A 14027-nucleotide genomic window follows, 5' to 3' on the forward strand; every position below is an offset into this window, starting at 1 on the left:
GTGACACCCATCAGCAGGAAATTCCAAGTTTTCAAGGAGCGGATATGAGTGCCATCCCAGCAGACAGCGTCGCGGTCAGCCTGCCTATCGAAGGCATGACCTGCGCCTCGTGCGTGGGCCGGGTCGAAAAGGCCTTGAAGGCCGTGCCGGGCGTCAACCAGGCCAGCGTCAACCTGGCGACCGAACGCGCCGACATCACGTTTGCAGGGGCGCCGGACGTCGCCGCCGCCGTGCAGGCGGTGCAGAAGGCGGGTTACGCCGTCGCCGAAACCACGATCGAACTGTCGGTCACCGGCATGACCTGCGCCTCCTGCGTGGGCCGCGTCGAAAAAGCCCTGAAGGCGGTGCCCGGCGTCAGCAGCGCCAGCGTCAACCTCGCCACCGAGCGCGCCAGCATCACCGCGGCCGGCGGCGTGCCCGCCAGCGCCCTGATCCAGGCGGTGGCCAAGGCCGGCTACGAAGCCAAGCCCCTGGCCGCCGAAGCCAGCGACACCGACGCCGTGGCCGAACGCCAGGCCGCCGAGCTGAAGTCACTGAAGCGCGCGCTGACCGTCGCCACGATCTTCGCGCTGCCGGTGTTCATCCTGGAAATGGGCGCGCACATCGTGCCGGCGTTCCACCACGTCATCGCCGAAACCATCGGCACGCAGAACAGCTGGTACCTGCAATTCGTGCTGGCCAGCATCGTGCTGTTCGGCCCCGGCCTGCGCTTCTTCAAGAAAGGTATCCCCGCGCTGCTGCGCGGCGCGCCCGACATGAACTCGCTGGTGGCGGTGGGCACGTCCGCCGCCTATGCCTATTCGGTGGTCGCCACCTTCGCGGCCGGACTGCTGCCCGCCGGCACCGTCAACGTCTATTACGAGGCCGCCGCGGTCATCGTGGCGCTGATCCTGCTGGGCCGTTACATGGAGGCACGCGCCAAGGGCAATACGTCCGAGGCCATCAAGCGCCTGCTCGGCCTGCAGGCCAAGACCGCGCGCGTCGTGCGCAACGGCGCGACGCTGGAACTCGCCATCGAGGAAGTGGTGGCGGGCGACCTGATCGAAGTCCGCCCCGGCGAACGCATCCCGGTGGATGGCGAGGTGGTGGAAGGCAACAGCTTCATCGACGAGTCCATGATCAGCGGCGAGCCCGTGCCCGTCGAAAAGCAGCCCGGCTCCGAAGTGGTCGGCGGCACCGTCAACCAGAACGGCGCGCTGACGTTCCGCGCCACCAAGGTCGGCGGCGACACGCTGCTGGCGCAGATCATCCGCATGGTCGAACAGGCGCAAGGCTCCAAGCTGCCGATCCAGGCCCTGGTGGACCGCATCACCATGTGGTTCGTGCCTGCCGTCATGGCGGCGGCCGTCGTGACCTTCATCATCTGGCTGACGTTCGGCCCCGAACCCGCCCTGACCTTCGCGCTGGTCAATGCCGTGGCCGTGCTGATCATCGCCTGCCCCTGCGCCATGGGCCTGGCCACGCCGACCTCCATCATGGTGGGCACGGGCCGCGCCGCGCAGATGGGCGTGCTGTTCCGCAAGGGCGAAGCGCTGCAATCGCTGAAGGACGCGCAGGTCGTGGCCGTGGACAAGACCGGCACGCTGACCAAGGGCCGTCCCGAGCTGACCGACCTGATCGTTGCACAGGGCTTCGACCGCGCTGCGGTGCTGGGCAAGGTTGCCACCGTCGAGGCCAAGTCGGAACACCCGATCGCCCAAGCCATCGTGGATGCGGCGCGCGCCGAGAACATTGCGCTGGGCTCGATTTCGCAATTCGAATCGATCACCGGCTTTGGCGTCAGCGCCCGGGTCGACGGCGACCTGGTCGAGATCGGCGCCGACCGCTTCATGCGCGAACTGGGCCTGAGCGTCGAGTCCTTCGGTTCGGACGCCGCGCGCCTGGGCGACGAAGGCAAGACGCCGCTGTACGCCGCCATCAACGGCCGGCTGGCCGCCATGATCGCCGTGGCTGACCCCATCAAGGAAACCACGGCCGCCGCGATCCGCGCCCTGCATGACCTGGGTCTGAAGGTCGCAATGATCACCGGCGACAACCGCCGCACCGGCGAGGCCATCGCCCGCCAGCTCGGCATCGACGAAGTCGTCGCCGAAGTGCTGCCCGACGGCAAGGTCGCGGCGGTGCAGCGCCTGAAGCAGCAGTACGGTCCCATCGCCTACGTGGGCGACGGCATCAACGATGCGCCGGCCCTGGCCGAAGCGGACGTGGGCCTGGCCATCGGCACCGGCACGGACATCGCCATCGAAGCCGCCGACGTGGTGCTGATGTCGGGAGACCTGGGCGGCGTGCCCAACGCCATCGCGCTGTCCAAGGCCACCATCCGCAACATCAAGCAGAACCTGTTCTGGGCGTTTGCCTACAACGTGGCGCTGATCCCGGTAGCGGCTGGCTTGCTGTATCCGGTCAACGGCAGCCTGCTGTCTCCGGTGTTCGCGGCGGGCGCGATGGCCTTGTCCAGCGTGTTCGTGCTGAGCAACGCGTTGCGGCTGCGCCGCTTCGCCGCGCCCTTCCCGGCCCGCGGCTGAGCGGGGCTTCCCGCAGGTTCTACTGCTTCGGCGCGCTGGCCACCAGCGCGCCGAATTTCTTGTCCAGCTCCGCCAGCGCATCGTTGATGTGGGCGCGGCGCGCCTTGATCCAGGCGTCCTGCTCAGCCAGCTGCGCGCGCGCTTCCTTCAGCATGCGCTCCATTTCCGCCGGCTGCGGACCGCCCGAAGTGGCGCGGTTCTTGACGATGGCCACGGGATCCAGCGTGGAGCGGAACTCCGCCTCGCTCATCGGCAGTTCGTTGCCGTACTTCGAGTCCTTCATGGCGTCCGCATAGATACGGCGCGCCTGCTCATACGGGAAGTCCAGCGGCTTGATGTTGTTGGCCTTGGCGTAGCTGACGACCTCGGACGCAAAGTGGTGGCCGTCGCGGAACGGCAGCTTGTACTTGCGCATCAGCACGTCGGCCAGTTCCTGCGAGGCCGTCCAGTCGCTGTTCAGTTCTTCCAGCGCGCGGTCGGGGCTGAGGACCATGGCCTTCAACACCCGGTCCCAGCGCTTGAGCGCCGAAATCCCGGCATCCACCATGGCGGAATTCTGCTTCACGTCCTTCGGATCGCTCATGCCTGGCGTGATGTTGTGCGTCTGCACCACCGGCCCCATGGCCAGCGTCACGGCCGTGGAGGCATCGCTGCGGGTATCGTTGAGCAGGCCGGGATTGCGCTTCTGCGGCATGGCGCTGGACACGTAGGTGTTGCCGCCCCCCTCTTCCAGCAGGATCCAGGGACGCGGCTGGGCGTACTGGGTCATTACGTCCTCGACGAAATTGCCCGTGCGCAGCGCAATGCTGGTGACGATGGAGGCGACTTCCACCGGCTGATCCATGGACGAGATCTGCGAGGCGTCATAGGCGTTGTCCACCAGTGCGGCGAAGCCCAGGTACTGCGCCATGCGCTTGCGGTCCAGCGGCCAGCTGGTGCCGTTGAGCACCGTCGTGCCCATCGGCGAACGGTCGATGCGCACGTAGGCCTCACGGATGCGCTGGGCGTCGCGGGCCAGGCCGGCGGCCTGCCCCAGCAGATAGTGCCCATAGCTGTTAGGCTGCGCCGCCACGCCATTGGTGTAGTTCGGCACGATGGTAGCTGCATGCTTGCCCGCCAGTTCCACCAGCGTGGTGGAGGTGGCGTTCAGCTGGGCCGCCAGGTCCAGCAGCTTGTCGCGCAGGATGGCGCTGCGGTAGGTCGCGTGCATGTCCTGGCTGGAGCGCCCCGCGTGCAGCAGCGTCACATCCTCGCCCGCCGCCTTGATCAGCAGCGGCTCGAAGGTGATGACGCTGGCCGGGCGCTTGGCGCCCGGCTGGTTGCCGTCGTTGATCACCTTGGCCACGCCGGCCGCCAGTCGCGGCGCCATGGACTTGTCCAGCAGCCCCTCGTCCGTGTTGATGACGGCAGTGGCCTTGTTGATCTCGCCCAGCCAGAAGAACGGATCGCGCGGCACGGAGGCCGCGGGCTGGGCTTGCTGGGCCGATGCCTGCGCGCCGAGCGTCAAGGCAAGCGCGGCGCTCAGGGCGGGAAGTAGATGTCTCATGGCTGTCTCGTTAGGATGGCGAGCGGCCAGTGTATCGACGGGCCTGACGGGGGGAAATGGCGGATTTCACCGAGCCAGGCGGGATTTCCTGACGATTTCCTTTAACATACCGCGCAAAAACCACGACATTCGCCCATGTCCCGTCCGAATCTGACCAACGCCGAAACCCTGTGCCAGATCGCCAAGCTGGGCAGCTTCCGCGCTGCGGCCGAACGGCTGCACACTTCCCAACCCGCCGTCTCGGCGCGCATGAAAGAGCTGGAGCAGTCGCTGGGCTTTCCGCTCTTCGAAAAGCGCGGCCGCCGGCTGGAACTGACGGTGCCCGCGCGCCGTTTCGTCGAACGCGTGGAACCGCTGCTGCTGGCGGTGGAAGACGCCTTCACCGACGCGGAGGCCGTCAACAATGCGGCCGGCACGGTGCGCATCGGCATGGGCGAGATTTCCACGACCTGGTTTTCACGCGTGGTGCCCGAGCTGCGCCGCGCCCTGCCGCGCGTTTCCTACGAGATCGAGCTGGACCTGGCGATCAAGCTGCAGGAGCACCTGACGTCCGGCGCGCTGGACATTGCCATCATGGCCAATCATCTGCGCGACGACCAGTTCATCTGCGAATCGCTGGGCACGACCCGCATGTCGTGGATGGTCTCGTCCCGGCTGCTCAGCGACGCGGAAGGCAAGCCCCGCAGCATGCAATCGCTACTGCAAACCGAGCCGCTGTGGTGCGTATCGCGTCCGTCGGGCTTCTTTGGCCCGGCGCAGGACGAGTTGCGCGACATGGGCGCCAACCTGGACAACATCTGCAGCTGCAATCGCCTGAACAGCCTGATCGAAGTCGTCGAGGCGGGCGGCGGCATCGCGCAGTTGCCGGAAATGATGGTGGCCGAACAAGTTCGCGCCGGCACCCTGGTGCTGGTGGACCCGGCGCTGACGCCGCTGACGCTGGAGTTCACCATCGCCATCCACCGCAACCAGGGCCAGTCCGTCGTCCATCAGGTCGCCGAAGCCCTTGCCCGGCTGGGCAAGGCGGCTACCGGCCACGCCTGAGAACTCGCGGCCGCGTTCAGGCGTCGAGCAGCGCGCGCTTCTGCACCTTGCCGCTGGCGTTGCGCGGCAGCTCAGCCATGAACTGCACGTGCTCGGGAACCTTGAAGTACGCCAGCCGCCCGGCGCAATAGGTCTTGATGGCATCCGCATCCGCCTGGTGCCCTGCGTGCAGCACGACGAAAGCCTTGACAGACTGGTCGCGCACCGGATCGGGTATGCCCACCACGGCCACGTCGCGCACGGCCGGATGCCCCATCAGGGCCTCTTCCACTTCCGCGGCTGAGATGTTCTCGCCGGCCCGCTTGATCACCTCCTTCTTGCGGCCGAAGAAAAAGAAGTTGCCCTTGGCGTCCTGGTAGCCGAGATCCCCCGTGTGCAGCCAGCCGCCCTCGAACACGGCCTGCGTCGCAGCCGGGTCGCGGTAGTAGCCCAGGGTCAGCGTGCGCCCAGGACGTCCGCGCACCACGATCTCGCCCACTGCGCCTACGGCGACCGGCCGGTTGTCGTCGTCGACCACGAACACTTCGCGGTCGGGCGTGGCGCGCCCGATGGACGGATAGGCGGACGGCGATGCATGCGGCTGCAAGGTGATGTAGAGCATGGTCTCCGACTGCCCATAGCCATTGCGCAGCGGGATGCGGAAACGCTCGATGAACGCCGCGATCTCGGCTTCCGAAATATTGATGGCATAGCCCGCGTACCGCACCTGATGCGCCGTATCGAAAGGCGTGGGCGGCTGGTTCAACAAGGTTCGGCACAGCATGCCGGACAGGCTGCAGATCGTGATGCGGTGTTCGATGAGCTGGCGCAGGTAGCGCGTGGCGCTATAGCGTTCCCCGATCACCGCGGTGGCGCCCGCGGTCAGGCAGGACAGCACGGTTTCCTGGCAGTTGGCGTGGAACAGCGGCTTGTTGTTGAACACGCGGTCAGCGCGGCCAATGCCGCTGTTGGCTGCGCCCGCCTGGCCACACCAGAGCAGATTGGCGTGGGTGAGCATCACGCCCTTGGGCCGCGCCGACGTGCCCGAGGTGTACAGGATCTGTGCAAGGTCGTCGCTGCATAGATCGGGAGCCCGGTAATCCGCGGATTCCGCAGCCAGCGCACCGCTCAATCCTTCCTGCCCCAGGCTGCCGCGCGCCACCGGCACGATATCCGGCGCCTGGTCCATCCCGGCGCACACTTCGCGAACCAGCGCTTCATGCGCGGGCTCGACCAGCGCCAGCGCGGGCTGGCAATGCTCAAGCTGATAGGCCACTTCCGGCGCAGTGAGATGGATGTTGCCCGCCACGATGACGGCGCCCGCCAGCATCAGGCCCATCCACAGCGGCACGTACTCCGCCGTGTTGCCCATGAATACGAATACGCGGTCGCCCGGCTTCACGCCGCGCGCCTGCAAGCCCGCGGCAAATGCGCGGGCCGCTTCGCGTAATTGGATGAAACTCAACTGGCTGATGTCGCCGTTGTGGTACTCATGCACGATCGCCAGCTTATGCCCGTGGCACAGCGCCTGTTCATCGAGCAAATCCGTGATCCCGCGGTTTCCTGCAGCGTCCATCCAGCCTCCGGCTATTCTGATTTTTCAAGGGCGCGCCGGCTCCTTGCCGCCGCGCCCATGGGTAGGAAAATCAGTATAGGTAGCGGAATTTCGCCGCACTAGCTAAACGTTTTTATGCATATCCATCAAGGTTTTTCATGCCTGCCGGCATGGCCGAATGATTGATGGAATTTATGCGTTTCCATCAAAACGTTTGCTTAGTCGACAGCGGCTGGAAAACCTATACTCCGTTTGAAAGAGGCCACGCAGCAGAGGCGCCGGCCAGACCAAGAAGAATGCAAAACCGGAGGAGCTGCCGTGCAAGAGGCATCGATCAAGGACCAGGTTTCGGCCGAGGAATGGGCAGTGCGCGTGGATCTCGCCGCGGCCTACAACCTGGCTGTCGAAATGCGCATGACCGACCACATCTATACGCATATCTCGGCCCGGGTTCCCGGCGCCCAGCCGCACTTCCTGATCAATGCCTACGGCCTGATGTTCAACGAGATCACCGCCTCCAACCTGGTCAAGGTGGACATCGACGGCGGCATCCTGCTGGACCAGACCGGCCTGGGCATCAACCCCGCCGGCTTCGTCATCCATAGCGCCATCCATCGCGTCCGCCACGACGCGGCCTGCGTCATGCATACGCATACCGCGGCCGGCATCGCGGTGTCCGCGCAAGAGGCTGGCCTGCTCATGATTTCGCAGCATGCCATGCGCTTTCACAACCGCATCGGCTATCACGACTACGAAGGCGTCGCGCTCGACATGGACGAGCAGCAGCGCCTGATCGCCGATCTCGGCTCCCACAGCGCGATGATCCTGCGCAACCACGGCCTGCTGGTCTGCGGCGCCAGCGTGCCGGACGCCTTCGACGCCATGTTCTATCTGGAGCGCGCCTGCCAGGCGCAGGTCGCGGCGCTGGCCGGCGGCCTGCCGCTGGTTGTGCCCGGAGCCGAAGTTGCCGAGAAGGTCGGCCGCCAGTTCGACCGTCTGGACCGCCCGTCCCGCCACAAGCACTGGCCCCCCCTGCTCCGGCTGCTGCAACGCATCCGGCCCGAATACCAGGAATAGCGGCAACCGCGCCGCCATCCCGGCGGCCCATTTTTTCGCAGAGTAGAAATGAAAGATGCTCATCAATGCCGCGTCGCGGTATATGGTGCGGGCGCGATCGGCTGTCTGCTCGCCGCGCGCCTGGCCCAGGCAGGCTGCGAGGTGACCATGATCGCCCGCGGAAAGACGCTGGCCGCCTTGCGCCAGCACGGCGTCGGCTTGACGGTCGACGGCGTCACGCGCCACTACCCGGTGCGCGCCACCGACGAACCGCGCCAGGTGCGCGACGCGGACTACCTTATTCTTGCGGTCAAGCAACAGGCGCTGGACGATATCTCCGCGCACCTGGCGCCGATGCTCGCGCCGCTGGGCGCCGTGGTGCCGGCCGTAAACGGCATCCCCTGGTGGTATCTGCCCACGCTGGGCAGTCCCCTGGGCGACACGCCGCTGCAATCGGTGGATGGCCGCGGCGCCCTCAGGCGAGCGCTGCCTTTGGAGCGGGTGCTGGGCGCCGTGGTGTACATCGCGGCGAACGCCACCGCGCCTGGCATCGCGGCCCAGAACGCCCGCAACAATCTCATCCTCGGCGAACCGGACGGCTCCATGTCTGCGCGGGCCAATCGGCTCGCCGGGCTGTTGCAAGCTTCAGGCCTGCAATGCGAGGTCAGCGGCGACATCCACCAAGCCGTCTGGATCAAGGCGATGGGCAACGCCACCTTCAACCCCTTGAGCGTGCTGGCCCGCGCCACCATGGAAGCCATGGTCCAGGATCCATATCTCGGAAAACTGGCGCGCGCCATGCTCGGCGAGTACCTGGCGCTGGGCCAGGCGCTCGGGCTCGAGCTGCCGGTCACCGTGGAACAACGCATGCAGGCAGCCGCCAGCGCCGGCGCCGCCCAGACCTCGATGCTGCAGGACGCGCTGCAAGGCAAGCCGCTGGAAACCGACGCCCTGGTCGGCGCCATGATCGAGATCGCAGCAAAGTTGAACCTGGACATGCCCCACGCCAACACGGTCTGGGGCTTGATCCGGCACCGGAGCCTCAGCGCAGGCTCCATCTGAACGCCACACCTAGAAAACCACAGGAGACAAACTCATGAAATGGCTATCGCATTGCCTGGCCGCAACCCTGATCTGCACGGGCGCAGCCGCCCACGCCCAGGACTATCCCAACAAGCCCATCAACATCGTGGTGCCCTTCACGCCCGGCGGCGTCACGGACGTGATGACCCGACAGGTCGCGGCCAAGCTGCAGGCAGATCTGGGCCAGCCGGTGGTGGTGGTCAACAAGCCCGGCGCCGGCACCATGATCGCCTCGGCCTACGTGGCCAAGGCGCCGGCCGACGGCTACACGCTGTTGATGGCGGCATCGTCCCTGGGCATCGCTCCCAGCCTGTACAAGAACACCGCGAACTACGACCCGGTCAAGGACTTCCAGCCCGTTTCGCTCATCGCCAGCGTGCCGCACGTCCTGGTGACGGGCAAGCAGGTGCAGGCGTCCAGCGTCAAGGAACTGATCGCCGCGCTCAAGAAAGACGGCAAATCGGCGACCTTCGCCTCTTCCGGCAACGGCACGTCCAACCATCTGGAGGGCGAGCTGTTCGCCGCGCTGACCGGCCTGAAGATGACCCACATCCCCTACAAGGGCAGCGTTCCGGCGTTGACCTCCCTGGCTGGCGGCGAAGTCGACATGCTGTTCGTGGACATCGCGGCCGCCCAGCCTTTCCTCGATAGCGGCAAGGTACGGCCGCTCGCCGTCACCACCAAGACGCGGTCCTCGGTGCTGCCCGACCTGCCCACGGTCGAGGAGTCCGGCCTGCCCGGCTACGACGCCATGCCCTGGCTGGGCATAGTGGCCCCGGCCGGCACGCCGTCCGCGGTCGTCGAAAGGCTGCAGGCATCCCTGCAGAAGATGAAGACGGCGCCCGACGTGCAGGAGCAGTTCAAGAAAATGGGCCTGGACGCCCTGTTCACCAAGCCGGGCGATTTCGGCGCCTTCATCGTCAGCGACAGCGCCAAATGGGCCGAGCTGATCAAGAAGTCCGGCGCAACCGCCGAGTAGGCCGCAACCCACCCCCCACGCCACTCCTGGAAGGACCCTTACATGCATCGCGATACCCCGGCTCCGGCAACACCGTTCGGCAACGACCTGTGGGAGGCCACGCTCAAGCGCGCGCTGGCCAGCGCCAACATCCCCACCTTGCTCATGGTGCTGGTGCACCTGACGGGCGACACGCAATGGCTGTCCGAGCGCTACCAGTGCTCGCGCATTCGCGGCCTGGAAGACAACGACCCTGGCGGGTTGCCGGACGCCGTGCAGGAAGAGATCCGCGAGGCCGCGTACTCGGCCATCCTGCTGACCCGCCGCGGCCAGCAGCCCAAGCTGCCGGCGCCTGCGCATGAACAGCTGGTCGCCATGCTGCGCACCAGCATCGGGGAAGATGTGCCCGACTCGTACGGCCCCATGATCGCCGCCTGGCTGGGCCTGGACCCGGACTTCGCGCTGGAGCAACACGATGCGTTCCAGGTGCCGCAAGGCTATCGGGTGCTGGTCATCGGCGCCGGCGTGGCAGGCCTGTGCGCCGCGATCCGCCTGCAAGGCGCGGGCATTCCGTATGTGGTGATCGAGAAGAACGCCGAAGTCGGCGGCACCTGGTACGAGAACCGCTACCCTGGCGCGGGCGTGGACACCCCTAACCACATCTACTCGTACTCGTTCGCCAAGCACGACTGGTCCCGCTACTTCGCCCTGCAAGGCGAGATCCAGGGCTATTTCGAAAGCGTCGCCGACCAGCATTGCGTGCGCCCCAACATCCGCTTCAACACGCGCGTGGAGTCCGCCCGCTACGACGAAGACGCGCTGTGCTGGAACATACGCACGGTCGGGCAGGACGGCCAGGTCCAGGACTATGTGGCGGACATCCTCATTAGCGCGGTGGGCCTGCTGAACGTGCCCAAGCTGCCCCCCATACCCGGCCTGGAGAGTTTCAAGGGCCCCTGCTTCCATACGGCCAACTGGCCGGAAGGCCTGGACCTGCGCGGCAAGAACGTGGGCATCATCGGCAACGGCGCCAGCTCCATGCAGGTCGTTCCCGCAATCGCCGACCAGGTCCGCTCCCTGACCGTGTTCCAGCGCTCCAAGCAATGGGCCGCGCCCTTCGAGAAATTCCAGAAACCGGTGCCGGAGGACGTCCGCTTCCTGCTGCGCGAGGTGCCGTACTACCAGGAGTGGTATCGCCAACGGCTAGCCTGGATCTTCAACGACCGCGTCCACGCCACGCTGCAGATCGATCCGCAATGGCCGCACCCCGAGCGCGCCATCAATCAGATCAACGACAGGCACCGCGAACACTTCACCAGCTACATCAAGGCGGAACTCGGCGACCGCCAGGACCTGCTGCCGGACGTTCTGCCCGACTACCCTCCCTTCGGCAAACGCATGCTGATGGACAACGGCTGGTTCCGAACCATGGCGCGGGACCATGTCGAACTGGTCACGGGCGGCATCGCCCGGGTCACGGAAAACGCGGTGGTGAGCGACAACGGCCAGGCGCACGAACTGGACGTGCTGGTGGTCGCCACCGGTTTCGACGCGATCAACCTGTTGTCCTCGTTCAAGCTCTATGGCCGCGGCGGGCGCTCGATCCGCGAAGCCTGGGACGAAAAAGGGGCCGAGGCCTTCATGGGCGTCGCGGCGCCGGGCTTCCCCAACCTGTTCATCCTGGCCGGCCCCAACACCGCCCTGGGCCACGGCGGCAGCGTCGTCGCCCTGCTGGAGACCCAGGTGCGCTATGTCATGGGCCTATTGCAGCAAGGTCTGGACAAGGCCGGCGGACGCTTCGAGATCGAAGTCCGCAGGGACAGGCACGACGCCTATAACGCCCGCGTCCAGGCCGCCCATGACCGCATGATCTGGACCCACAAGGGCATGAGCAACTGGTACCGCAACGCGCATGGCAAGGTGGTGGCGCCCACGCCTTTCCGCAACGACGACTACTGGCACATGCTGCGCAAGACGGACATGGGCGACTATCACTATCGTCCGGCGTCCGGCGAGGGCGAAACCGAGCCGTCCGCCGCCACTCGCGTCGAGACAGCCTGAATGGCGCATCCGCAGAAGAAGCGCTGCCTGGTACTGGGCTGCGGCGGCGTGACCGGGCTGGCCTGGGAGATCGGCATCCTGGCGGGCTTGGCACGCCAGGAGGTCGACCTCACCGCGGCGGACCTGTTCATCGGTTGCTCCGCCGGCTCCGTCGCCGGCGCGCAACTGGCGCTGGGCGTCCCGCCCATGCAGCTGCTGGCGACGCAGCTGGGAGGGACGGGCGCCGAACAGTACCGTCCGTACTCGCAACAGGCCGCGGACGAAAAGAACCGCGAGCTGTACGGCAAAGTGGGCGCGGACCTGCAGCAAGCGCGGCAGCGCATCGGCGCCTATGCGCGGCGTTCCGCCACGCCCACACTGGCGGAACGCCGCGCCATCATCGCCGCCCGTCTGGGCGCAAGCGACTGGCCCTCCCGTCCATTGCTGGTGGTCGCGGTCGACACGACCACCGGCGAAGGGCGCGGTTTCAGCGCCGCCGACCAGGTCGATTTCGTCGATGCCATCGCCGCCAGCTGCGCCGTGCCGGGCGCCTGGCCGGCCGTGCCCATCGGCGGCGCGACCTACATGGACGGCGGCATCCGCTCCATGAGCAATGCCGATATGGCGGCCGGCTATCAGCAGGTCGTGGTGCTGGCGCCGCTGGGTTATCGGGAAGGGAATCCGGTCAGCGGCCATCTGCGGCGCGAACTGCAGGCCCTGCGCGACGCCGGCAGCCAGGTCCATGCCGTGCTGCCGGACGCGACCAGCGAACAGGCCATCGGCGACAACGTGCTGGACCCGGCGCGCCGCGCCGACGCCGCCGAGGCCGGGCTGCGCCAGGCATCGGCGCTTGCGCAAACCCTGCGGCAAGCGTGGCGCTGAGCCTGTCCCGCATTCCGCCCAGCGCTGTTCCCGTCAGGAAAGCGGTCTGCCCACTTTCATGAATGTGGCAGGTATCGACATACCGCCAGCACCCTAGACTCCCCGTTCAAGCCCGGCCGCCGCGCGGCCTGGCCCCACCACGAACGCGGAGTTGATCATGAACGCATCACCGGCTGGCCTCAGACCCGCCGACTTCTTTTCCCCCACCGTCGCCGCCCTGATCTCGGTGCTGGTGAACTACGGCGGCACCTTCGTGCTGGTGTTCCAGGCGGCGGAGCTGGCCAGGCTGACTCCTGCCCAGACCGCGTCCTGGGTATGGGCGGTTTCCATCGGCGTCGGCATCACCGGCACACTGTTGAGCTGGCGCTACAAGGCACCCGTCATTACGGCCTGGTCCACGCCCGGCGTGGCGTTTCTGGCGACCGTGATGCCCTTCACGCCCTACGGCGAGGTCATCGGCGCGTACGTCCTGTCGGCGCTGGGCTTCGTCGTGCTCGGCCTGTCCGGCGCATTCGAGAAGCTGGTGCGCATGATTCCGGGCGGCATTGCCGCCGGCCTGCTGGCCGGCATCCTGCTGCAATTCGGCGTCAATGCCTTCGGCGGGGCCAGCGCCGATCCGCTGCTGGTAATCGTGCTGGTCATCTCCTATGCGCTGCTCAAGCGCTATACCTCGCGCTTTGCGGTGGTCGGCATCCTGGTCATCGGCCTTGCGCTGCTCATCGCACAAGGCCGCATCGACTTCTCGGCAGTCCACCTCAGCCTCGCAGCGCCGGTCTTCGAAATGCCGCAGTTCTCGCTGCAGGCCTTGCTGGGCGTCGCCCTGCCGCTCTTCATCATCACGCTGACGGGGCAATACATGCCCGGCATGCTGGTGCTGCGCAACGACGGCTATCAGACCAGCGCGAACCCGATCCTCACCGTGACGGGCCTGGGTTCGCTCCTCATGGCGCCCTTCGGCGCGCACGCCTTCAACGTGGCGGCGATCACCGCGGCGATCTGCACCGGCCGGGATGCGCATCCGGATCCCGCCAAACGCTACCTCGCGGGCCTGGCCTGCGGCGTGTTCTACATCCTGGTGGGCACCTTCGGCGTCACGCTGGCGACCTTGTTCATGGTGCTGCCCAAGGCATTCATCACCACGCTGGCCGGCCTTGCCTTGCTGGGCGCGATCGGCGGCAGCCTGGCCAATGCGATGGCCGACGCCCGCACCCGGGAGACCGCGCTCATCACCTTTCTGGCCACCGCCGCCAACGTCACCCTGCTGGGCGTGGGCGGCGCGTTCTGGGGGCTGGTCGCCGGCCTGACCGCGCACCTGCTCATCCATGGCGGCCAGCGGGCGCTGGCCGCCAATTCCTGACC

10 protein-coding genes are annotated in these 14027 nt (G+C 66.8%); 8 read left to right on the forward strand and 2 right to left on the reverse strand.

The window, feature by feature from the left end; genetic code table 11:
* Nucleotides 1-44 precede the first annotated feature (44 nt).
* Nucleotides 45-2525 (forward strand): heavy metal translocating P-type ATPase, encoded by a 2481-nt coding sequence (locus tag DXK93_RS14330; protein ID WP_119450389.1) that lies wholly within the window; start codon nt 45-47, stop codon nt 2523-2525.
* Between the two features lie 19 nt (nt 2526-2544).
* Here the strand turns inward: DXK93_RS14330 and DXK93_RS14335 are convergent, their stop codons facing one another.
* Complete coding sequence (locus DXK93_RS14335; RefSeq protein WP_054452100.1) at nt 2545-4071, reverse strand: argininosuccinate lyase; 1527 nt, start codon at nt 4069-4071, stop codon at nt 2545-2547.
* A 135-nt stretch (nt 4072-4206) separates the two neighbouring features.
* On the opposite strand from DXK93_RS14335, the gene DXK93_RS14340 reads away from it, so the two are divergent.
* Nucleotides 4207-5115, forward strand: a complete 909-nt coding sequence (locus tag DXK93_RS14340; protein WP_119450390.1) for a LysR family transcriptional regulator — start codon at nt 4207-4209, stop codon at nt 5113-5115.
* Nucleotides 5116-5131: 16 nt separating this feature from the next.
* Here DXK93_RS14340 and DXK93_RS14345 read toward each other — a convergent pair whose 3' ends face one another.
* Nucleotides 5132-6670, reverse strand: coding sequence for a class I adenylate-forming enzyme family protein (locus tag DXK93_RS14345; protein ID WP_119450391.1), 1539 nt, complete (start codon nt 6668-6670; stop codon nt 5132-5134).
* A gap of 297 nt (nt 6671-6967) precedes the next feature.
* On the opposite strand from DXK93_RS14345, the gene DXK93_RS14350 reads away from it, so the two are divergent.
* The 6 genes from DXK93_RS14350 (at nt 6968) to DXK93_RS14375 (ending at nt 14025) form a co-directional block, all read left to right on the forward strand.
* Nucleotides 6968-7726 (forward strand): class II aldolase/adducin family protein, encoded by a 759-nt coding sequence (locus DXK93_RS14350; RefSeq protein WP_054452103.1) that lies wholly within the window; start codon nt 6968-6970, stop codon nt 7724-7726.
* A 48-nt stretch (nt 7727-7774) separates the two neighbouring features.
* A complete protein-coding gene (locus DXK93_RS14355; protein WP_119450392.1) occupies nt 7775-8767 on the forward strand; it encodes a ketopantoate reductase family protein in 993 nt (330 codons plus the stop codon).
* Between the two features lie 34 nt (nt 8768-8801).
* A complete protein-coding gene (locus DXK93_RS14360; RefSeq protein ID WP_054452105.1) occupies nt 8802-9767 on the forward strand; it encodes a tripartite tricarboxylate transporter substrate binding protein in 966 nt (321 codons plus the stop codon).
* 42 nt (nt 9768-9809) lie between these two features.
* Nucleotides 9810-11807 carry an NAD(P)/FAD-dependent oxidoreductase gene (locus DXK93_RS14365; protein ID WP_119450393.1) on the forward strand — a complete coding sequence of 666 codons (1998 nt, stop codon included), beginning with the start codon at nt 9810-9812 and terminating at the stop codon, nt 11805-11807.
* On the forward strand, nt 11808-12668 hold the full coding sequence (locus tag DXK93_RS14370; RefSeq protein ID WP_119450394.1) for a patatin-like phospholipase family protein: 861 nt from the start codon (nt 11808-11810) through the stop codon (nt 12666-12668).
* A 157-nt stretch (nt 12669-12825) separates the two neighbouring features.
* A complete protein-coding gene (locus DXK93_RS14375; RefSeq protein ID WP_054452108.1) occupies nt 12826-14025 on the forward strand; it encodes a benzoate/H(+) symporter BenE family transporter in 1200 nt (399 codons plus the stop codon).
* Nucleotides 14026-14027 lie beyond the last annotated feature (2 nt).

The sequence above is a fragment of the Achromobacter sp. K91 genome, assembly GCF_003576205.1.
Taxonomy (GTDB): Bacteria; Pseudomonadota; Gammaproteobacteria; order Burkholderiales; family Burkholderiaceae_B; genus Achromobacter; species Achromobacter aegrifaciens.

Coding starts and splice junctions, on each gene's coding strand:
- DXK93_RS14330 (WP_119450389.1), top strand. CDS start 45: ATGAGTGCCATCCCAGCAGACAGCGTCGCGGTCAGCCTGCCTATCGAA.
- DXK93_RS14335 (WP_054452100.1), bottom strand. CDS start 4,071: ATGAGACATCTACTTCCCGCCCTGAGCGCCGCGCTTGCCTTGACGCTC.
- DXK93_RS14340 (WP_119450390.1), top strand. CDS start 4,207: ATGTCCCGTCCGAATCTGACCAACGCCGAAACCCTGTGCCAGATCGCC.
- DXK93_RS14345 (WP_119450391.1), bottom strand. CDS start 6,670: ATGGACGCTGCAGGAAACCGCGGGATCACGGATTTGCTCGATGAACAG.
- DXK93_RS14355 (WP_119450392.1), top strand. CDS start 7,775: ATGAAAGATGCTCATCAATGCCGCGTCGCGGTATATGGTGCGGGCGCG.
- DXK93_RS14360 (WP_054452105.1), top strand. CDS start 8,802: ATGAAATGGCTATCGCATTGCCTGGCCGCAACCCTGATCTGCACGGGC.
- DXK93_RS14365 (WP_119450393.1), top strand. CDS start 9,810: ATGCATCGCGATACCCCGGCTCCGGCAACACCGTTCGGCAACGACCTG.
- DXK93_RS14370 (WP_119450394.1), top strand. CDS start 11,808: ATGGCGCATCCGCAGAAGAAGCGCTGCCTGGTACTGGGCTGCGGCGGC.
- DXK93_RS14375 (WP_054452108.1), top strand. CDS start 12,826: ATGAACGCATCACCGGCTGGCCTCAGACCCGCCGACTTCTTTTCCCCC.